This window comes from Pseudomonas koreensis, from assembly GCF_025447595.1.
GTDB classification, from domain to species: domain Bacteria; phylum Pseudomonadota; class Gammaproteobacteria; order Pseudomonadales; family Pseudomonadaceae; genus Aquipseudomonas; species Aquipseudomonas koreensis_H.
On sequence record NZ_JAOEJU010000015.1, the window covers coordinates 93,871 to 114,459 of the forward strand.

A 20,589-nucleotide genomic window follows, 5' to 3' on the forward strand; every position below is an offset into this window, starting at 1 on the left:
TGAATGCGTACCCTCGAATTGGCTGGCGTGCAGGTTCCGGTGATTGGCCAGGGCACCTGGCGCATGGGCGAAGACCGCTCGGCGCACAAGCGTGAAGTCGCAGCCCTGCGCAGCGGCATCGAATTGGGCATGCCCCTGATCGACACCGCCGAAATGTACGCCGAGGGCGGTGCCGAAACAGTGGTTGGCGAAGCCATTGCCGGCCTGCGCGATCAAGTATTCCTGGTCAGCAAGGTTTACCCGCACAACGCCAGCCGCAAAGGCATTCCCCAGGCTTGCGAGCGCAGTCTGCGCCGGCTCGACACCGATTACATCGACCTCTATCTGCTGCATTGGCGCGGCCAGTATCCGCTGGAAGAAACCGTCGAAGCCTTCGAGCGTCTGCGCGAGGACGGCAAGATCGGTCGCTGGGGCGTGTCGAACTTCGATGTCGACGATCTTGAGGAACTGTCGAATTCGGCCTGCGCGACCAATCAGGTGCTGTACAACCTGGAAGAGCGCGGCATCGAATTCGACCTGCTGCCGTGGTGCCAGCAACAGCGTATGCCGCTGATGGCGTACTGCCCGATCGGCCAGGGCGGCGCGATGCTTGCCGAGCCGGTGCTGAAACAGATTGCCGCTCGTCACGGCGTGACCCCGGCACAGGTTTCGCTGGCGTGGATTCTGCGTCAGGATGGGGTGATTGCGATTCCCAAGGCCGTGCGCCCGGAACACGTGCAGCTCAATGCACAAGCGGCGCAGCTGCAACTCGAAGCCGGGGATCTGGCGGCGCTGGACCAGGCGTTTCACGCGCCACAACGCAAGCAGCGGCTGGCCATGGTCTGAGCCACCGCCGACTGACAGAGGGCTTCGCCATGAGAAGCACTGATCAGGACGATCCATTCAACCTGCAACGCTTCGTGCTCGCCCAGGACCCGGTGTTCGAACGGGTCCAGCGCGAGCTCGGCGAGGGCCGCAAGCGCAGCCACTGGATGTGGTTCGTGTTCCCGCAGTTCGCCGGGCTCGGCGGCAGCGAGATGTCGCGGCGGTTCGCAATCAGCTCGGCCGGTGAGGCCAAGGCCTATCTGGCCCATGAGCTGCTCGGCGCCCGACTGCGCACGTGTACGCAGCTGGTGCTGAACGTACAGCAACGTTCGATTGCCGAGATTTTCGGCCATCCGGACGACCTGAAATTCCACTCATCGATGACCCTGTTCGCCCAGTTCGCTGACGACGACAGCCTCTGGCATCAGGCGCTGGAGCGTTACTTCCACGGCATTCAGGACGAATGGACCCTGCAGCTGCTGGATTCAAAACAGGCCCAGTTGCCCCCCGATCAGGGTTGAGAAATCGTCGTCGACAAACGGCAGAATCGCATCCGCCACCGGTTGCAGCTGGCGGGTGATGTAGTGGTCGTAGTCGATGGCCGCGCGGCGCACTTCCAGCGGCTCGGGCCCGGCCAGGGTGATGACGTAGCTGATCCAGCCGCCGCTTTGGTACTGGCGCGGGCGACCGTGCTGCGCGTTGTAATCGTCGGCCAGCCGTGCGGCGCGCACGTGGGGCGGCACGTTGCGTTCATAGTCGTCGAGGGTGCGGCGCAGACGCTTGCGGTAGACCAGTCGCTCGTCGAACTCGCCGGCCAGGGTCTTGCGCACGTACGCGCGCACATAATCCTGATACGGCTTGCGCTGGAAAATCCGCTCGTACAGTTCCTGCTGGAATTGCCGGGCCAGCAGCGACCAGTCGGTGCGCACGGTTTCCAGGCCTTTGTAGATCATTTCTTCGCTGCCGTCGGCGCGGGTCACCAGGCCTGCGTAGCGCTTTTTGCTGCCCTCTTCCGCGCCACGAATGGTCGGCATCAGGAAGCGTTTGTAGTGGGTTTCGAACTGCAATTCGAGGGCGCTTTCCAGCCCGAACTGCTCGCGCACATGCTCGCGCCACCAGTCGTTGACGTGCTGCACCAGCGCCCGGCCGATGGTCGCCGCTTCTTCCTGACCGTGGGGGCGACGCAGCCAGACGAACGTCGAGTCGGTGTCGCCATAAATCACCGCATGCCCCTGAGCCTCGATCAACTGCCGGGTGCGCAACATGATTTCGTGGCCGCGCAAGGTGATCGATGATGCCAGCCGCGTATCGAAAAACCGGCAACCGCTGGAACCGAGCACACCGTAAAAGGCGTTCATGATGATCTTCAACGCCTGGGACAAGGGCGCGTTGTGTTCGCGCTTGGCGGTCTCCCGGCCCTCGGCGACCCGGGCGACGATGGACGGCAGGCAATGCCGGGTGCGAGAGAAACGAGCGCCGCGAAAACCCGGCACCGAATCGCTGTCGTCAGGATGCTGCAAGCCTTCGATCAACCCCACCGGGTCAATCAGAAATGTGCGAATGATCGATGGATAAAGACTCTTGTAATCGAGCACCAGCACCGATTCGTACAACCCCGGTTGCGAGTCCATGACAAATCCGCCGGGACTGGCCTGCGGGGGATTGGTGCCAAGGTTCGGCGCCACAAAACCCTGACGGTGCATCAGCGGCATGTACAAATGAGTGAATGCCGCCACCGAGCCGCCGCTGCGATCCGCCGGCAGGCCGGTGACGCTGGCGCGCTCCAGCAAAAACTTCAGCAGCTCGGTCTTGGCGAAAATCCGCGTGACCAGCTCACAGTCCTTGAGGTTGTACTTGGCCAGTGCCGGTTTGTCCTCGGCGAACATTCGGTTGATCTCGTCCATGCGCTGGTAGGGGTTGTCGATCGACTTACCTTCGCCGAGCAACGTCTGGGCGACGTTCTCCAGACTGAACGAAGGAAAGCTCCAGGTCGCCGAACGCAGGGATTCGATGCCATCGATAATCAGCCTTCCTGCCGCTGCCGCGAAGTAATGATCGCGGCTGCCGTGTTCGCGCCACTGCATTTCCTCGCCGCCGCGCCCGAGCTTGAGCGGCACGCCGAGGCGTCGGGCGTGTTCGTGGAGGATGCGCAAATCGAACTGCACGAGGTTCCAGCCGATGATCGCGTCAGGGTCGTGGCGGGCGAACCAGTCGTTGAGCTTCTTCAAAATCAGGGTGCGCGATTCGCAGTACTCGAGGTCGAAATCGACGATGCTGTCATCACCGTTCGGCGCGCCAAGCATGTACACCTGGCGCTCGCCGCAGCCTTCCAAAGCGATGGAATACAACTCGCCCTGCTCGGTGGTTTCGATGTCCAGCGAGACCAGTCGCAGTTGCGGACGATAGTCGGGCGCAGGCTTGAGGTGAGCGTCGAGCAGCAAACCATCGGCATCAGACGTGCCGCTGAACCACACCGGCGCGGTGATGAAACGCTCCATCAGATAGCGCTCAGGCGGTCGCACATCGGCTTCGAAGACATCGACACTGTGACGGTTGAGCGCGGTTTCCAGGCGCATCAACTGACCGTGTTGCTGGCAATACAGGCCGAGCACCGGGCGATGCTCGAAATCCTGCAAAGCCAGGGGGCGCAGTTCGACGTTCTTTTCGTCCGCCAGCACCCGCTCGGCCTGCTCGCGCTGTGCCGCCGGGATGAACGCCACCGACGGCTGATGCGGCAGGCGCACGCGGCGCGGCCCGGCGTCGGTCGCCAGCCAGAACTCGACTTCGGTGCCGGCCGGGGTGTCGCGCCAATGCCGGGTCAGAACGAAGCCCTGCTGTAAATCCACCACTGCGACCTCAAGAATTGATTCAGACGGGCATTCTACGCGGCATTGCCGTAACCCGTGACAAAGCCCTCGCCATGAAAAACCCCGTCAAATGACGTTTTTTGCGTGTTATCTGCCGTTTTGCGGCCTTGCTCTGTGCGCCTGCGTCTACGATGCTTGGAGAACAACGACAACACCTGAGTAACCGCCATGAAAACCGTCGCCCAGCTGCTCAAGCTCAAAGATCAGAAAAATCAGGAAGTGCACCAGATCAAGCCCGATCACATGGTGCTCGAAGCGCTGATGAAAATGGCCGAGAAGAACGTCGGCGCCTTGCTCGTGGTGGAAGACGACAAAGTGGTGGGCATCATCAGCGAGCGCGATTACGCGCGCAAACTGGTGCTGCATGGGCGCTCCTCGGTGGGCACGCCGGTACGCGACATCATGGTGGCGAACGTGATCACGGTGGACACCCACCAGACGGTCGACACCTGCCTGGGCATCATGTCCGACAAACGCCTGCGTCACTTGCCCGTGGTGGAGAACGGCAAACTGATCGGCCTGCTGTCGATCGGCGACTTGGTCAAGGAAGCGATTGCCGAACAGGCCGAGCTGATCAAACAGCTGGAGCAGTACATTCGCGGGGAATAGTCCCAGACTTCACACGCCCCCCTGTGGGAGCGAGCTTGCTCGCGATAGCGGTGTATCAGGTAAAAAGTATCTGCCTGACAGACCGCCATCGCGAGCAAGCTCGCTCCCACAGTTTTTTGTTCAGGCAGGCCAATGCCGCGCAAAGACCGGCGCCAGCACCGGGTGTCGGTCGATGCGTTGCAGCCACGCATGGAAACCGGGGCGGGCCTGGCGCAGGTGTTCGCGGGCACCGGCCCAGCGCGTGACGACCGCTGCCAGCACATCCAGCGCCCCCGGCGTTTCATCGTCCAGATACAGCTCGGCGGAGAACTGGTCGGCAAACACCTCCCAAGTCCAGTGCAGTCGCTCCCGCGCACCCGCCATCAGATTCTGCCGCGAGGCCTCGTCCGGCATCACCAGCCAGCGCTCGGGGTAATCGATGACACCGATGGCCGCGTAACAATTGCTGACGATGTACACCAGCCCGCGAATCGCCTGATCCCGGTCAGCCCCCTTGGCAGGCAACAGACCGGATTGGGGGAAGCTCAGCCCCAGATGAATCAGGATCGCCGCACTTTCGGTGATTGCACTGCCGTCCGGTAGTTGCAGGGTCGGGATCTGTTTGAGCGGATTGAGCCGCGCCAGCTCCTGCGCCGCTTCCGCGCTGGCCTCGATATCGATGAAGCGGTAAGCCACCTGGCACAGCTCCAGCGCCGCCTCGATGGCCGCGGCCCCTGAATTGCGATGTCCGTAGAGCTGATACATATCCCCTCCTCCACTGCGAAAGGCATCCTGCCTGGCCCTATTTATAGCTGTTGTATCGAATTTGGCACGGATTGCGCATTCATCGGCAGCTTGCGAATCCCTGATCTCGCAAAACAGCGCTGGCGGTGCCCATCCCGCACCAAGAGCAATCAGCGAACGCTATCCGCGTTCTTGTAAGGTGCGATACCGAACCAAAAGTTCGCGTATCCGAGCTGGCAACAAGGAGTTCACCGCGTGAATCTTCATCTGCTGCGCCACACTCTTCTCTCCGTGCCCCTGTACCTGCGCCGTGTTCGTCCTGCGAACAGTCCGTGCACTCCTTTTATTACCTGAACGCCTGCACTATTTATTTTTTAAATAGCACGCAAGAAGTCATTGCGTGCGCGCTGCATTAATGAACATTGCAAACTAATTGTTCGACAATAACTTCAGCACAGCACATACCTACAACTTTTGCTGACCGAACATAACTTCGCAAACGCACCAAAATCGCTCTTGCAGTTACAACTTCAGCGACTTGCAACGACCGACTTTACTTTGACAAAAACAAGGAACACCGCCTGTGACCCGCTAAAACATTGAACCGCACCAAATCAGTCCGCCACGCACCATCACGCGCCTTGGCCGACACGAGATCAGCCGCTCTATTTCGCTGAACAGCGCGATACCGAGTCGGAGTTGTCTCGACTTGAAAAAAGCCCTTCCAAAGAGGCTGCCGGGAAGCTATGCGCGATGAAAAGCTGCACAGTTAACGAAACTTATATAAATGCGACACCGGTATCACCCGAGCAATCTCCGCTACACAATTTGTCATCATTTGGCACAGCGGTTGCTATGTATCAAGAATGAGACAGCGCCACTCGATGGCGGGCTCTCCTATAAAAGAACAGCCACGGACCGGATCAATGAACCATCGAAGTCGACATTACTGAAGCCATAAGCTGCACAAGCCCTGTTCAATAGATAGTTCAACTATCGGCTTCTGCACACCCGTATGAAAGTTGCGACCACTCACTCGAACAACGCTGTGTTGTTCGAACGGCACCTTATTGCCCTTCATCCACCCGAGGGAGCTTTAATGAACGATGCGGTAAAGCACAGAACGCCGCCGGGGCCAGTACCGAACGCAGCGCTTGCGTCGGTGGCGGGCCGGCCCGTCTACAAGGCCAACACTTCGCAGCCCGGCGGCCTGAACAAACGGCAGATGCTGTTGCTGGTGGCGGTGTCGGCGCTGATACACGGCGGCGCCTGGTGGTTTTTCCAACAGGCGCGGGCCGAGCCGCTGCCCACGCCACCGGAAATTCCGGAAATGACCGTCGAGCTGACCAGCCCGACACCTCCGGCCCCGCCGACACCGGAGCCGCCGCCCCCACCGCCGCCACCGCCCGAACCGGAACAACCGGTGGAAGACGAGGACGCGGTCAAGCCGCCGCCCAAACCGGTGGAGAAACCCAAGCCGATCGAAAAGCCTAAACCGGTCGAGAAACCCAAACCGGTGAAAAAGCTCGAGCCGCCGAAAGCGCCGCCCGCCCCTGCGCAACCGGCCGCGCCTGCCGCTCCGGCCACCCCGAGCGCGCCACCGGCACCTGCGGCGGCACCGGGCCCGGAGAAAGAGTCGGCGGCGATTTCCGGTCTCGCCAGCCTCGGCAACCCGCCGCCGGAATACCCGTCGCTGGCCCTGCGGCGCAACTGGGAAGGCAGCGTGGTGCTGCGGATTCAGGTGCTGGCCAACGGTCGCGCAGGCTCGGTGACAGTGACCAAATCCAGCGGCAAGCCGCAACTGGATGACGCGGCGGTTGCGGCGGTGAAGGCCTGGAAGTTTATTCCGGCCAAACGCGGCGACACACCGATCGACGGCTTCGCCACCCAGACCATCGATTTCAAATTGCCGCAATGACGGCGCGACAACCGAACTCACAACCGATTAACGCAAGCGAGGTGTAGCCATGAACGATTCTTTGTCTTCGATGATTGTCCCCGGCGTGCTCTGGGGGCTGGTGCTGTTTTCCGTGGTCAGCTGGGCGATCCTGCTGGTCAAGTCGGCGCAATACCTGCGCCAGAAAACCCAGAACAAGCAATTCAGCAAAGCCTTCTGGGGTGCGCCGGACTTGCTGACCGCCGCCGAACACGCCAGCCAGTATCCGGGCTCGCTGGCGCGGATCGCCAGCAGCGGTTTCGAAGCCTTGCTGGTGGAAGAATCCCCTCGCACCACCCAGCAACTGGCGCACACCATCAACCGTTCCGATCGACTGGAACGCAACCTGCGCCAGCAGATCCAGAAGGAACGTCGCTCGCTGGAGAACGGCCAGGCGATCCTCGCCAGCATCGGCAGCACCGCGCCGTTCATTGGTTTGTTCGGCACCGTGTGGGGAATCATGGAAGCCCTGCAAAGCATCGGCGCCAGCGGTTCGGCCAGCCTGGAAACCGTGGCCGGGCCCATCGGCCATGCGCTGATCGCCACCGGCGTGGGCATTGCCGTCGCAGTGCCGGCGGTGCTGATTTACAACTTCTTCCTGCGGCGCCTGAAGCTGGCCTCGGCGGACATGGATGACTTCGCCCACGACTTCGACGCCCTCGCCTCGCGCAGCGCGTTTTCCATCAGCCGTCAGGCCATCGCCAAATCCACGGCCGCCGTGCGGGAGGCCAGCTGATGTCCTTTTCCACTCAAGACAGCGATGAAGTGCTCAGCGAAATGAACGTCACGCCGCTGGTGGACGTGATGCTCGTGCTGCTGGTGGTGTTCATCGTCACCGCGCCGCTGATGACCAACGCGATCAAGGTCAACCTGCCAAAAACCGACGCCGTCGCTCCCGCCGAAAAGAAAGACCCGGTGGTGGTCAGCGTCGACCAGGACGGCAAGTTCTTCCTGGCCAAGACCGAGCTGGCGCCGGAATCACTGGAGGCCAGCCTCAAGGAGGTCAAGGCCAAGGACGCCGACGTGCGCGTGCAGCTGCAGGCCGACTCCGCCGTTAATTACGGCCAGGTTGCCAAAGCCATGGCGTCCATCGAGCGCTCGGGCATCACCAAAATATCGGTGATGACCACCCGCTGACGGCGGTGCCGGGCACGCAGTGAGGGACGCGCCCGACACCGTTCGTTGAATCCCGTCGCAATCGGCCGACCGAAAAAACGCAGCGCGTCTTCGGAGGGGATCGGCTTGCTTGAAGAAAGTGGTTTTCGCGGCGCGGCACCACCGTGCTCCGTGCAAAGAGGGCTCACAAGGCCATTTCGATAAACGTCTAACAAAGTCGGAAACAACCATGCTGATGAACACTCCACGCTTCACGCTCAAACCCTTGGTGGCGACGATTTCCCGCCACCGTTTCGTTCCGTTGTACCTGGTGGCCATGGGGATGGGCGCCGGGGTTCAGGCCGCCGAGGACGACAACAACGTCCCGGCCGCTGCTGCGGTGGTCGCGCCGACCACGCAACTGCAACGGGTCGAAGTGACCGGTTCGGCGATCCGTCGGGTCGACGCGGAAACGGCGGTGCCGATCACCGTGCTCAAGGCCGACGAGCTGCGCAAACAAGGCGTGACCACCACCGCCGAACTGGTGCAGCGCATCACCGGCAGCCAGTCGATCAACAACAGCGCAGGCTCGGTCGGCGCGGCCACCGGCGGCGCCTCGTTCGCCGACATGCGCGGCATCGGCGCGAACAAGACGCTGGTGCTGCTCAATGGTCGCCGACTGGCGAACAACGCCCTGTCGGGCACCAACTCGGCCGGCGGCGCGGTGGATCTGAACATGATCCCGTTTGCCGCAATCGAGCGCGTGGAAGTGCTGCGCGACGGCGCCTCGGCCCTGTACGGCACCGACGCCATCGGCGGCGTGATCAACTTCATCACCAAGAAATCCATGACCGACGGCCAGCTCACCCTCGGTGGCGAAACCCCGACGCACAGCGGCGGCGGTGCGACCAAGGACATGAGCGCCAGTTGGGGTTACGGCGACCTGGAGCAGGACCGTTTCAACGTGCTCGGTGTGTTCAACTACAACAAGCAGCAGAACCTCGACGCCAACGACCGCTCCTTCGCCCGCGACTACGTGCCCGGCCGTGGCCTGGACCAGACCTCCGGCACCGCGTTCCCCGGCAACTACAGCCAGAACGGCAACGCCACAAACCCGCTGGCCAACAGCAATTGCAACGGCCCCAACCTGGTGGCCCGCGACGGCCTCTGCCGCTTCAGCACTCGCGAATACATCGACCTGGTGCCGCAAACCGAGAAGACTTCGTTCTTCGGCAAGACCACCGGCAAACTGGCCGACGACCACAACGTCAATCTTGAATACTTCTGGTCGCGCAACAACAACGCCACCGCCGTGGGACCTGCACCATTGACCGGCCTGAGCCTGGATTCGTCCTCGCCCTACTACCCCGGCAACGGCATCACCCCGGCGCCCACCGGCTTCGCCCTCGACCCGACGCAACCGGTGGACGTGAACTGGCGCGAAACCGCCGCCGGCCCGCGCGAATCGAAAGACCAGAACACCAGCCAGCGCTTTTTGCTGAGCTTCGACGGTCTGGTGGGCGGCTGGGACTACAACGTCGGCGCCTCGTACAACCAGAACAAGATCGTCTCCAGCGTCACCAGCGGCTACGTCAGCGATCAGGCGATGATCGACGGTCTGGCCAGCGGCTTGCTCAACCCGTTCGGGCCGCAGACCAGCGCCGGTCAGCAATACATCGATCAGGCCGCTTACCACGGCGCCTACTCCACGGCGGTCGGTCGGGTCGCCGGTTTCGACGGGCGGATCAGCCGCGAGATCGGTGACTGGTTCGGTGCCGGCCCATCGGGTCTGGCGCTGGGCGGCGAGTACCGCAAAGAGAAATTCCACCAGGATTTCGAAGCCTTCGCCGGCGACATCCAGAGCCTGGGCATCGACCCGGCCGGCAGTGTCGAGGGCGACCGCAGCGTGAAAGCCGCCTACGCGGAAATCAACGTGCCGGTGCTCGACAGCCTGGAACTGTCCGCCGCCGTGCGTCACGACAAATACAGCGACTTCGGCAGCACCACCAACCCGAAATATTCGTTCCGTTATCAGCCGCTCAAGGAGCTGGTGGTGCGCGGCGCCTACAGCGAAGGCTTCCGCGCGCCGTCGCTGTATGAGTTGTATTCGCCGCGCAGCATCACCTACACCCAGGGCTACTACAACGATCCGGTGCTGTGTACCGGCGGCGTGGTGCAACCGGGCGGCAACGGCGGGCGCGATTGCGGTCAGCAGTTCCTCAACCAGATCGGCGGCAACGAAGACCTGGCCCCGGAGAAAGCCCGCAACGTGACGCTGGGCTTCGTCTATCAGCCGGTCAGCAATCTGTCCGTGGGCCTGGATTTCTGGTGGATTCACATCTCCAACCAGATCCAGCCGTTCCCGGAATCCACCGTGTTCGATCAGGCCGGCAGCTACCCTGACCGCTTCGTGCGCAACGCCGACGGCACGCTCAATTACATCGTCACCGGCAACGCCAACCTCGGCATCGTCGAAACCAATGGCGTCGATGTGTCGCTGGACTATCGCTTCCCGAACACGCCGTACGGTCAGTTCGGTCTGGGTCTGCAAGGCACCTATGTCGACGAGTACGACTTCCAGAGCACCATCAAGGGACCGTTCACCGACAAGGTCGGCGACTTCAAGGGTGACGGGGTGATTGCCCGCTGGAAACACAACCTGACCGGTTCCTGGACCTTCGGCGCAGCCCGCGCGGCGCTGACCAACCGCTTCACCACCGGCTACAACGACTACGACCGCGAGACCAACGCGCGGGTCGCGTCGTATTCGGTGTGGGACCTGTCGGCCGGCTACACCTTCGACAAAGTGCTGGACGTGGATGCCGGGGTGAAGAACCTGTTCGACCGCGATCCGCCGTTCTCCAACCAGGCCTACAACTTCCAGAGCGGTTATGACCCGCGCTACACCGACCCGTTGGGCCGCACGCTGTTTGCGCGCATGACGTACCACTTCTAACCCGAAATAAAACCCCTCCCCTCTGTGGGAGGGAGCTTGCTCGCGATAGCGGTGGAGCAGCGAGAGAGATGTCGGCTGACAAGACGCCTTCGCGAGCAAGCTCGCTCCCACAGGGGGCTCGGGTTCTTTCAAAGATTTTCAGGGGTGATCTCATGAGCTTTTTGCGCAACATGGCCGGCCTGCTGCTCGGCAGCGCGCTGCTGTGCAACGGGGCATCTGCGCTGGCCGGCGGCAGCTACGCGATGACGGTGTACGGCGAGGCGCCGAAATACCCCGCCGGTTTCCAGCACTTCGACTTCGTCAATCCCGACGCCCCGAAGGGCGGCTCGCTCAGCCGCGCTTCGATGGAGATCGGTCAGTACAACTACATCACCCCGTATGCTGATCAGGGCATTTCCGTGGTGCAGGTCAACGACTGGGTGTATTCACCGCTGGCGTTCCGCTCGCTGGACGAGCCCTACACCGTCTACGGTCTGGTGGCGCAATCCATGGAGCGCGATCCCGGCGGTCTGTGGGTGCGTTTCAAACTGAATCCCGAGGCGCGCTTCGCCGACGGCACACCGATCACTGCCGAGGACGTGCGCTACACCTTCGAACTGTTGATGACCAAGGGCAGCCTGAGTTATCGCCAGCAATACGCCGATGTACAGGACGTGCTGATCGAAGGCCCGCGACAGATTCGCTTCACCTTCAAGAACAACCTCAACCGCACCCTGGCGCTGGATCTGGCGTCGCTGCGACCGGTGCCCGAGCACTGGTGGAAAACCCGCGACTTCGCCAACGGCGGCGGCTTCGAACCTCCGCTGGGCAGTGGCCCGTACCGGGTGAGCAAGGTCGACGCCGGGCGCAGCATCGGTTTCCAGCGCGATCCGCACTGGTGGGGCAAGGACCTGCCGGTCAGTCGCGGGCTGTACAACTTCGACAGCCTGACCGTGAACTTCTACGGCGACACCGACGTCGCCCGACAACTGCTGCAAGCTGGCGCGTTCGACTACAACCGCGAGTTTTCCTCGTCCGGCTACGTGGTCGGCTACGACAGCCCGGCCCTGCGCGACGGTCGCCTGCAACAAGCGATTCTCGCCCCGGACAAACCGACCAGCGCCCAGGGTTTTGTGTTCAACCTGCAGAACCCGTTGTTCAAGGATCGCCGCGTGCGTCAGGCGCTGAGCCTGCTGTGGGATTTCGAGTGGACCAACAAGCAGATGATGCGCGGCTTCTACGTGCGCCAGAACAGCTACTGGCCTAAGAGTGAAATGGCCGCCACCGCGCTGCCCGACGCCGGGGAGCTGGCGATCCTCGAACCGCTGCGCGGACAGATTCCGGACGAAGTTTTCAGTCGGGTCTATCAAGCGCCGAAAACCGATGGCAGCGGCTACATCCGCGACAAGCAGTTGCAAGCCCTGAAGCTGTTGGCCGAAGCCGGGTGGACGCCGAAAAACAACCGGCTGGTGAACGCCGCCGGCGAGCCATTCGAATTTACCTTCCTCGACGGCCAGGGTGGCTTCGACCGCATGCTGCTGCCGTACAAGCGCACCCTGGCGCAGATCGGCATCACCCTGAATCTGCGGCGCATCGATTCGGCGCAGTACATCAACCGGCTCAACGCCCGGGACTACGACATGATCGTCACCAGCTTCCCCCGCAGCGGAGATCCGATCGTCTCGCCGGGCCGCGAGCTATACAGCCTGTATGCCTCACAAAGCGCGACCCAGGTCGGCAGCTCCAATTCGATGGTGCTGGCCGACCCGGCCGTGGACCGGCTGATCGACGGCCTGGTCCAGGCCAATACCCGCGACGCCATGGTGCGTTACGCCCGCGCCCTCGATCGGGTGCTGCAATGGGGTGACTACATGATTCCCAACTACTACTCCAAAGGCACGCCGACGGTGTATCAGAACCGTTTCGGCAGGCCGCCGGTGCAGCCGATCTACAGCGAAGGCCTCGACACCTGGTGGGAGGTCTCGACCAAGCCGCTGACCAATCAGCAAATGAGTGCCCTGCACCAACTCGCGGGGGGCCAGTGACATGTGGCGTTATCTGAGTCGACGTCTGTTGCTGATCATCCCGACGCTGCTGTGCATTCTGGTGGTCAACTTCGTCATCGTGCAGGCCGCGCCCGGCGGCCCAGTGGAACAGGCCATCGCCCGCCTGCAAGGCTTCGGCGGGCACAGCATGGGCGGCGCCAGCGAGGTCACCGCGATCGGCGGTGCCGGGCGCAGCAGCCGTGGCCTGGACCCGGCGCTGATCGAAGATATCAAGCACCACTACGGTTTCGACAAGCCGATGCACGAACGCCTGTGGCTGATGCTCAAGAACTACGCGCAACTGGATCTGGGCAGCAGTTTCTTTCGCGGTGCCAAGGTCACCGACCTGATCGTGCAGAAGCTGCCAGTGTCGCTGTCCCTCGGTCTCTGGGCCACGCTGATCACCTACCTGATCTCGATCCCGCTGGGCATTCGCAAGGCAATCAAAAACGGCAGCGCATTCGATGTCTGGAGCAGCACGGCGATCATCGTCGGTTATGCGATGCCGGCGTTTCTGTTCGCGATCCTGTTGATCGTGGTGTTCGCCGGGGGCAGCTACGTCAACTGGTTTCCGGTGCAAGGTCTTGTCTCCGACAACTTCGACAGCCTGAGCCTGTGGGGCAAGGTCGGCGACTACCTCTGGCACCTGGTGTTGCCGGTGACAGCGCTGGTGATCGGCGGTTTTGCGACGTTGACGATCCTGACCAAGAACAGCTTCCTCAACGAGATCAGCCGCCAGTACGTGATCACCGCGCGCGCCAAGGGGCTGACCGAAAGACGTGTGCTCTACGGCCATGTGTTTCGCAACGCGATGCTGCTGGTGGTGGCCGGTGTGCCGTCGGCGTTGATCGAGGTGTTTTTCGCCGGCTCGCTGCTGATCGAAACCATCTTCAACCTCGATGGCCTCGGGCGCATGAGCTACGAAGCGGCGGTGTCGCGGGACTACCCGGTGGTGTTTGGCACGCTGTTTCTGTTCACCCTGTTCGGCCTGTTGATCAAGCTGATCGGCGACCTCTGCTACACCCTGCTCGACCCGCGCATCGACTTCTCGGCGAGGACTGCCTGATGTTCACACTCTCCCCTCTGGGCCGGCGGCGTATCGCGCAATTCAAGGCCAACCGTCGCGGGCGCTGGTCGCTGTGGCTGTTCATCGGGTTGTGCCTGATCTGCCTCGGCGGCGAACTGATCGCCAACGACAAGCCGCTGGTGATCCGCTACCACGACGCCTTCTACTTTCCGATCCTCAGCGATTATCAGGAAACCGATTTCGGCGGCGAACTGCCGTTCCAGCCGGATTACGCCAGCAGTTACGTACACAAACTGATCGAGGATCAGGGCGGCTGGATGCTGTTTCCGCCGATCCCGTTCAGCTACGACACGGTCAATTACGACCTCACGGAACCGGCGCCAAGCCCGCCGTCCTCCAGCAACTGGCTGGGCACCGATGATCAGGCGCGGGACGTGTTGGCGCGGGTGATTTTTGGCACGCGGATTTCGATTCTGTTCGCGCTGATCCTCACTGCCGTCAGTGCGCTGGTCGGCATCGTCGCCGGAGCGTTGCAGGGTTATTACGGCGGCTGGGTCGACTTGCTCGGGCAACGGGTGCTGGAGATCTGGTCGGGGCTGCCGGTGCTGTACCTGCTGATCATTTTGTCGGGGTTCGTCTCGCCGAGTTTCTGGTGGCTGCTGGGGATCATGGCGCTGTTTTCCTGGCTGGCACTGGTGGACGTGGTGCGCGCCGAGTTCCTGCGCGGGCGCAGCCTGGAATACGTCAAGGCCGCGCGGGCCCTGGGCCTGACGGACAGCGAGCTGATGCGCCGGCACATTCTGCCCAACGCCATGACCTCCACCCTGACCTACCTGCCGTTCATTCTGACCGGCGCCATCGCCACCCTCACCGCGCTGGATTTTCTCGGCTTCGGCATGCCCGCCGGCACCGCGTCGCTGGGTGAACTGATCGGCCAGGCCAAGCGCAATCTGCAAGCGCCGTGGCTGGGGCTGACGGCGTTTTTTGCCTTGGCGCTGATTCTGTCCCTGCTGGTGTTTATCGGCGAAGCTTGCCGTGACGCGTTCGATCCGCGATCCTGATCCCCGGAGCTGAAATGACCGACAACCTGATTGAAATCCGCGACCTGCGCGTCGCCTTCGCCGGGCACGAAGTGGTGCACGGCGTAAATCTCGACATCCGCCGTGGCGAGTGCCTGGCACTGGTCGGCGAGTCCGGCTCGGGCAAGTCGGTGACGGCCCATTCGATCCTGCGCTTACTGCCGGCCAAGACCGTCAGCAGCACGGGCAGCATCCGCTACAACGGCGTGGACTTGCTGCACGCCAGCGAGCAGCAGATGCGCGGCTTGCGCGGCAATCGCATCGCGATGATTTTCCAGGAGCCGATGACCTCGCTGAACCCGCTGCACACGGTGGAAAAACAGATCAGCGAAGTGCTCGAGATCCACAAGGGGCTCAAGGGCCGTGCCGCGCGCCAGCGCACGCTGGAGTTGTTGGAACTGGTGGGCATTCGCCAACCGTTGCAGCGCTTGAAGGCCTATCCGCACCAGCTCTCCGGCGGCCAGCGGCAACGGGTGATGATCGCCATGGCGCTGGCCAACGAACCGGAATTGCTGATTGCCGACGAACCGACCACAGCGCTCGACGTGACCGTGCAGCAGAAAATTCTCGAACTGCTGATCGAGTTGCAGCAACGCCTCGGCATGTCGCTGCTGCTGATCAGTCACGACCTCAATCTGGTGCGGCGCATCGCCCAACGGGTGTGCGTGATGCGCCACGGGGAAATCGTCGAACAGGCCGATTGCGCAACGCTGTTCCGCGCACCGCAGCATGCTTACAGCCGCCTGCTGATCGAGGCGGAACCGACTGGCGCGCCGGTGCCGAGTCGCTACGATCACAACCTGCTGGAGGTGGATGATCTGAAAGTCTGGTTCCCGCTGCCCAAGGCGTTGTTCAGCCGCACCCAGGAGTACATCAAGGCCGTGGACGGCGTGAGTTTTCGTCTGCAACGGGGCAAGACCCTGGGGATTGTCGGCGAGTCCGGCTCGGGCAAGTCGACGCTGGGCCAGGCGATTCTGCGGCTGGTGGAATCCGAGGGCGATATTCGCTTCGGCAACAAGCAACTGACCCTGCTCAATCAGCGCTTGATGCGCCCGTTGCGCCGGCAGATCCAGGTGGTGTTCCAGGACCCGTTCGGCAGCCTCAGCCCACGGATGTCGGTGCAACAGATCATCGCCGAAGGCCTGCTGACCCACAGCATCGGCACGGCCGAGGAGCGTGAGGCAGCGGTGATCCGCGTACTGGAGGAAGTCGGCCTCGACCCGCAGAGCCGCCATCGTTATCCCCACGAGTTCTCCGGCGGCCAGCGCCAGCGCATTTCCATCGCCCGGGCGCTGGTGCTGGAACCAGCGCTGATTCTGCTCGACGAGCCGACCTCGGCGCTGGATCGCACGGTACAGAAACAGGTGGTGGAATTGCTCCGGCAGTTGCAGATCCGCCATGGGCTGACGTACCTGTTCATCAGCCATGACCTGGCGGTGGTGCATGCGCTGGCGCACGATTTGATGGTGATCAAGGACGGCAAGGTGGTGGAACAGGGAGCGTCGCGCCAGATTTTTGCGGCGCCGCAGCATGCGTATACCCAGGAACTCCTGAAAGCCTCCGGCCTGAAACCTGACAAAGATCCCTGTGGGAGCGAGCTTGCTCCGGGCGGCGATCCGACGAAGGCGTCGGATCAGTCAGCATTTTATGTGGCTGACACACCGTATTCGCGAGCAAGCTCGCTCCCACAGGGGGAAATCGGTGGGGCTTGAAGTTTATTTTCCGGCCACTGCATCCAAACGCCTCCGTCACGGGTAGTCCCTGTAACAGCCCTCTTTCGGCTGTCAGCCGTTTACCCTTTTCGGAGAAGCACTGATGAACATCACCCAACTGATCGGCCTCACCGGTTTGCTCGCCGTCGCCTCGACGAGCTTTGCCCAAAGCAGTTATCCCGACGCGATCAAGGTGCCGGACGGCCACAAGATCGCGATGGAAACCACCGGGGTCGGCGAGATCACCTACGAATGCCGGGACAAGGCCAATGTCGCCGGCCAGACCGAGTGGGTGTTCGTCGGCCCGAAAGCGGTGCTCAACGATCGCAGCGGCAAACAGGTCGGCACCTACTTCGGCCCGCCCGCCACCTGGCAGGCGCAGGACGGTTCGAAAGTCACCGGCACGCAACTGGCCGTAGCGCCGTCGAGCCCCGGCAACCTGCCCTATCAACTGGTCAAGGCCAACCCCGCCGAGGGCAAAGGCGCCATGAGCGGCGTGAGCTACATCCAGCGCGTCGCGCTCAAGGGCGGCGTGGCGCCGGGCAGCGAATGCACGGCGGCGAACAAGGGCAAACAGGAAGTGGTGAAGTACCAGGCCGACTACATTTTCTGGGCGGCGAACTGAACCCGGCCCGTGGGAGCGAGCCTGCTCGCGAGGCGTCACGTCAGTCAGCATCAACTTCAATGAGGTAACGCTTTCGTCGGATCGCCACCCGGATCAAGCTCCCTCCCATGCGGATCGCGGTGTTGCCTGGATGTTTTGGTGAGGTTTGCTAGATTGCAGGACATGCCATTGCCCGAAACCGCGTTCGATTACGAAGCCCGCCTCGCCGCCTGTGCCCGCGGCGAGCGCGGGGCCCTGCGCGAATTGTATGTGCAGGAAAGTCCGCGCCTGCTCGGTGTGGCCCGCCGTCTGGTGCGTGATACGGCGCTGGCCGAAGACATCGTTCACGATGCATTCATCAAGATCTGGGCCGGTGCGGCGGGGTTCGATCCGGCGCGCGGTTCGGCCAGGGGCTGGATGTTCAGCGTGACCCGGCATCTGGCGCTGAATGCGCTGCGCAATCACGACCGGGAAACGCCGTTGAACGACAGCAACGAATCACCCGCGATTGATGACGACTTCGACACCCTGGCGCAATCGACCCGCATCCATCGCTGCCTGCATCAACTGGAACCGCAACGCCGCCGCTGCATCCTTCACGCCTACGTCGACGGTTACAGCCACGCGCAGATCGCCCAACGCCTCGACACGCCGCTGGGCACCGTCAAAGCCTGGATCAAACGCAGCCTCAATGCGTTGCGGGAGTGCATGGGATGACCACCGAATCGGCGCAGGAACGCGATGAACTGGCCAGCGAATACGTGCTCGGCACCCTCTCGGCCGAAGCGCGCGCCGAAGTGCAACGGCGCTTGCCCAACGAGCCCGAGCTGCAAGCGGCGGTGGATGCCTGGGAGCGGCGTCTGCTGGAACTGACCGACCTCGCCCCGGCGCATCAGCCCTCGTCGCAGCTGTGGCAACGCATCGAACGCAGTGTCGGGCAACTCACCCATAAAGTGGCGCCCGAGATTTCCTGGTGGAACCGTCTGTCGCTGTGGCGCGGATTGAGCGCTGCCGGGCTGGCCGCGACTCTGTTGCTGGGTTCGATCCTGTTGACCCAAACCACACCGAAACCGAGCTTTCTGGTGGTGCTGGTCGCCCCGCAGGACAAGGCGCCGGGCTGGGTGATCCAGGCCAGCAGCCCACGGGAGATTCAGTTGATTCCGCTGGGCGTGGTCGAGGTGCCGGCCGACAAGGCTCTGGAGTTCTGGACCAAGGCCGACGGCTGGCAGGGTCCGGTGTCGCTGGGGCTGGTCAAACCGGGCCAGGCGCTGTCGATCCCGCTGGACAAGCTGCCGCCGCTGCAACCGAACCAGTTGTTCGAGCTGACGCTGGAAGGCGCCACCGGCTCGCCGATCGGCAAACCCACCGGGCCGATCCAGGCGATTGGCCGCGCAGTGAAGGTGCTGTGACAAACCATCATCGGCGTCGATGTTCACCATCACGTCAATGAAGTTCTCTTAAAAAATCCCGGGCGTAACATCGGCTCCATACCAAACAAACAACACCCCCGGAGCAAAAATCATGAAACGCCAAGTCATCCTCAGCATTGCCCTTTCGGTTCTGGCCTTCAACGCATTTGCCGCCAAACCGGCCCACACCATGATCGCCGAAGGTGGTTCGGATCGTCTGATCGAACGTCGCGTTGCCGAAGGTGGTTCGGATCGTCTGATCGAACGTCGCGTTGCCGAAGGCGGTTCGGATCGTCTGATCGAACGTCGCGTTGCTGAAGGTGGTTCGGATCGCCTGATCGAACGCCGCGTTGCTGAAGGTGGCTCGGATCGTCTGATTGAACGTCGCGTCGCTGAAGGTGGCTCGGATCGTCTGATCGAACGCCGCGTTGCCTGAATGAATGGCTTGACCGCAACAACCCAGAAAAAACCCGGCTCCCGTCAGCCGGGTTTTTTTATTGCCTTTTGATCGTCCTCAGCCCTTGGCCATGCAGCGCCGATAGCGCTCGTCGACCCGTTTGGCAAACCACGCCGTGGTCAGTTTGCGGGTGATCTTCGGGCTCTGCAGCACGATGCCCGGCAACACCGCACGGGGCAGTGACTTGCCTTCCGCACGCTCCGCCAGTTCGAAAACCCGTTGATACAGTTTGGTTTCCTCGAAGGCCAGGCTATCGCCCTTCTCCAGTTGATCGCGGATCACCGGATTGCGCATGCCCAGCGATTTGCCGAGGGTGCGCACCGCCAGTTCCGTGCTGCCCGGCATGATCGCGCCCGGGCGGATCAGGTCGCCATCCAGCGCCAGCGGAATCCCCGACGCACGGCTGACCGCGTTCTGAAACGCCGCATTGCGACTGGCGTACCAGCCGGCGTTGAAGTCGGCAAAACGGTACAGCGGCTCGCGATAACTCACCGGATAACCCAGCAAATGGGCGATGCCGAAATACATGCCGCCACGACGTGTGAACACTTCATGGCGAATCGTCCCGTCCACCGGGTACGGATAGTCCTTGGCGTGTTTCTCGGCGAACTCGATGCTGACCTGCATTGGCCCGCCGGTGTGCACCGGGTTGAAACCGCTGAACAGCGTGCGGCCCATCGGCACCGAGCCGATAAAGTCGTCGAAAATCGCGCTCAATTCCCTTTCGCTGCGGGCGGCGCTCAGGCGTTCGCTGTAGGTCTTGCCGTTGGGCGAACGCACCTGCAAGGCGCCGCTGACCAACAGGCTCGGGATATGCACCTTGGCGGCGCGGCGGTCGATTTCGTCACGGGCGATCTTGCCCAGGCCGGGCACCGGCGGATCGACCTGGAAGGTGGATTCCTGCTCGGCGACGGCCAGCACCGAACACAGGTTTTGCGTGGTCGGGCTGATGCCCTGGGCGGCGAACGCGGCGTAGATGTCAGTGGCCCAGCCCTGGCGGTCGGCGGTTTTGGCCGGCAGCAGGCGCACGATCTGCGCCTTGACCTCGGCGGGCGGGCGCGGCGCCGGTTCTTCGCTGCGTTGACCGGCGCAACCGGCCAGTACCAGCAGCGCGGCGAGGCTGACGAATAATCGAGGGGTGTGCATAACGCTTCATCCAGTCCGTTGAGCCGGGTTAACCCTACGCTCAATCGCAGGGTGCAGGATAGGACTGCGGGCTGGCGGCGCTGTTCCATCGCCCCGTTTGGCAGGCCGACTGGCCGCCCTCGTCGTCTGATCCATACTTGC

Annotated in this window: 18 protein-coding genes; 15 read left to right on the top strand and 3 right to left on the bottom strand. The window is 62.5% G+C overall.

Annotated features, from left to right (window positions below):
* Positions 1–3: 3 nt before the first annotated feature.
* Positions 4–825 carry an aldo/keto reductase gene (locus N8H71_RS18530; RefSeq protein WP_262195092.1) on the top strand — a complete coding sequence of 274 codons (822 nt, stop codon included), beginning with the start codon at positions 4–6 and terminating at the stop codon, positions 823–825.
* 29 nt (positions 826–854) lie between these two features.
* The gene (locus tag N8H71_RS18535) at positions 855–1,325 is read left to right on the top strand and encodes a DUF1810 domain-containing protein (protein WP_262195093.1); all 471 of its coding nucleotides are present in this window, start codon (positions 855–857) and stop codon (positions 1,323–1,325) included.
* Here the strand turns inward: N8H71_RS18535 and N8H71_RS18540 are convergent.
* Positions 1,290–3,650, bottom strand: coding sequence for a DNA polymerase II (locus N8H71_RS18540; RefSeq protein ID WP_262195094.1), 2,361 nt, complete (start codon positions 3,648–3,650; stop codon positions 1,290–1,292). The genes N8H71_RS18535 and N8H71_RS18540 overlap by 36 nt on opposite strands.
* A 189-nt stretch (positions 3,651–3,839) precedes the next feature.
* Here N8H71_RS18540 and N8H71_RS18545 point away from each other — a divergent pair, with 189 nt between their 5' ends.
* Positions 3,840–4,280: a CBS domain-containing protein gene (locus tag N8H71_RS18545; RefSeq protein WP_008084932.1), complete on the top strand. Its 441-nt coding sequence runs from the start codon at positions 3,840–3,842 to the stop codon at positions 4,278–4,280.
* Between the two features lie 120 nt (positions 4,281–4,400).
* On the opposite strand, the gene N8H71_RS18550 is transcribed toward N8H71_RS18545, so the two are convergent.
* A complete protein-coding gene (locus N8H71_RS18550) occupies positions 4,401–5,024 on the bottom strand; it encodes a glutathione S-transferase N-terminal domain-containing protein (protein ID WP_262195096.1) in 624 nt (207 codons plus the stop codon).
* Between the two features lie 1,078 nt (positions 5,025–6,102).
* On the opposite strand from N8H71_RS18550, the gene N8H71_RS18555 reads away from it, so the two are divergent.
* The 12 genes from N8H71_RS18555 to N8H71_RS18610 all read left to right on the top strand — a co-directional run bounded on the left by N8H71_RS18555 (position 6,103) and on the right by N8H71_RS18610 (position 19,281).
* Complete coding sequence (locus N8H71_RS18555; protein WP_262195097.1) at positions 6,103–6,921, top strand: TonB family protein; 819 nt, start codon at positions 6,103–6,105, stop codon at positions 6,919–6,921.
* A gap of 49 nt (positions 6,922–6,970) precedes the next feature.
* Positions 6,971–7,675, top strand: coding sequence for a MotA/TolQ/ExbB proton channel family protein (locus N8H71_RS18560; protein WP_085608298.1), 705 nt, complete (start codon positions 6,971–6,973; stop codon positions 7,673–7,675).
* Positions 7,675–8,076, top strand: a complete 402-nt coding sequence (locus N8H71_RS18565) for an ExbD/TolR family protein (protein ID WP_011335072.1) — start codon at positions 7,675–7,677, stop codon at positions 8,074–8,076. Before N8H71_RS18560 ends, N8H71_RS18565 begins: the two co-directional genes overlap by 1 nt.
* A 208-nt stretch (positions 8,077–8,284) precedes the next feature.
* Complete coding sequence (locus N8H71_RS18570) at positions 8,285–10,990, top strand: TonB-dependent receptor (protein WP_262195098.1); 2,706 nt, start codon at positions 8,285–8,287, stop codon at positions 10,988–10,990.
* Between the two features lie 152 nt (positions 10,991–11,142).
* On the top strand, positions 11,143–13,014 hold the full coding sequence (locus tag N8H71_RS18575) for an extracellular solute-binding protein (RefSeq protein WP_262195099.1): 1,872 nt from the start codon (positions 11,143–11,145) through the stop codon (positions 13,012–13,014).
* Position 13,015: 1 nt separating this feature from the next.
* Positions 13,016–14,080, top strand: a complete 1,065-nt coding sequence (locus N8H71_RS18580) for a microcin C ABC transporter permease YejB (protein WP_262195100.1) — start codon at positions 13,016–13,018, stop codon at positions 14,078–14,080.
* The gene (locus N8H71_RS18585; RefSeq protein ID WP_262195101.1) at positions 14,080–15,102 is read left to right on the top strand and encodes an ABC transporter permease; all 1,023 of its coding nucleotides are present in this window, start codon (positions 14,080–14,082) and stop codon (positions 15,100–15,102) included. Before N8H71_RS18580 ends, N8H71_RS18585 begins: the two co-directional genes overlap by 1 nt.
* A 14-nt stretch (positions 15,103–15,116) precedes the next feature.
* On the top strand, positions 15,117–16,832 hold the full coding sequence (locus N8H71_RS18590) for an ABC transporter ATP-binding protein (protein WP_262195102.1): 1,716 nt from the start codon (positions 15,117–15,119) through the stop codon (positions 16,830–16,832).
* Between the two features lie 103 nt (positions 16,833–16,935).
* Entirely contained in the window at positions 16,936–17,457 is a 522-nt protein-coding gene (locus N8H71_RS18595; protein WP_085686629.1) for a DUF3455 domain-containing protein, read from the top strand.
* A 162-nt stretch (positions 17,458–17,619) separates the two neighbouring features.
* Positions 17,620–18,153: a sigma-70 family RNA polymerase sigma factor gene (locus N8H71_RS18600; protein ID WP_262195103.1), complete on the top strand. Its 534-nt coding sequence runs from the start codon at positions 17,620–17,622 to the stop codon at positions 18,151–18,153.
* Entirely contained in the window at positions 18,150–18,845 is a 696-nt protein-coding gene (locus N8H71_RS18605) for an anti-sigma factor (protein WP_085745884.1), read from the top strand. Before N8H71_RS18600 ends, N8H71_RS18605 begins: the two co-directional genes overlap by 4 nt.
* Before the next feature lie 112 nt (positions 18,846–18,957).
* A complete protein-coding gene (locus N8H71_RS18610; RefSeq protein WP_064597933.1) occupies positions 18,958–19,281 on the top strand; it encodes a hypothetical protein in 324 nt (107 codons plus the stop codon).
* A 78-nt stretch (positions 19,282–19,359) separates the two neighbouring features.
* On the opposite strand, the gene N8H71_RS18615 is transcribed toward N8H71_RS18610, so the two are convergent.
* Positions 19,360–20,448 carry a DUF1615 domain-containing protein gene (locus N8H71_RS18615; protein ID WP_262195104.1) on the bottom strand — a complete coding sequence of 363 codons (1,089 nt, stop codon included), beginning with the start codon at positions 20,446–20,448 and terminating at the stop codon, positions 19,360–19,362.
* Positions 20,449–20,589: the final 141 nt, after the last annotated feature.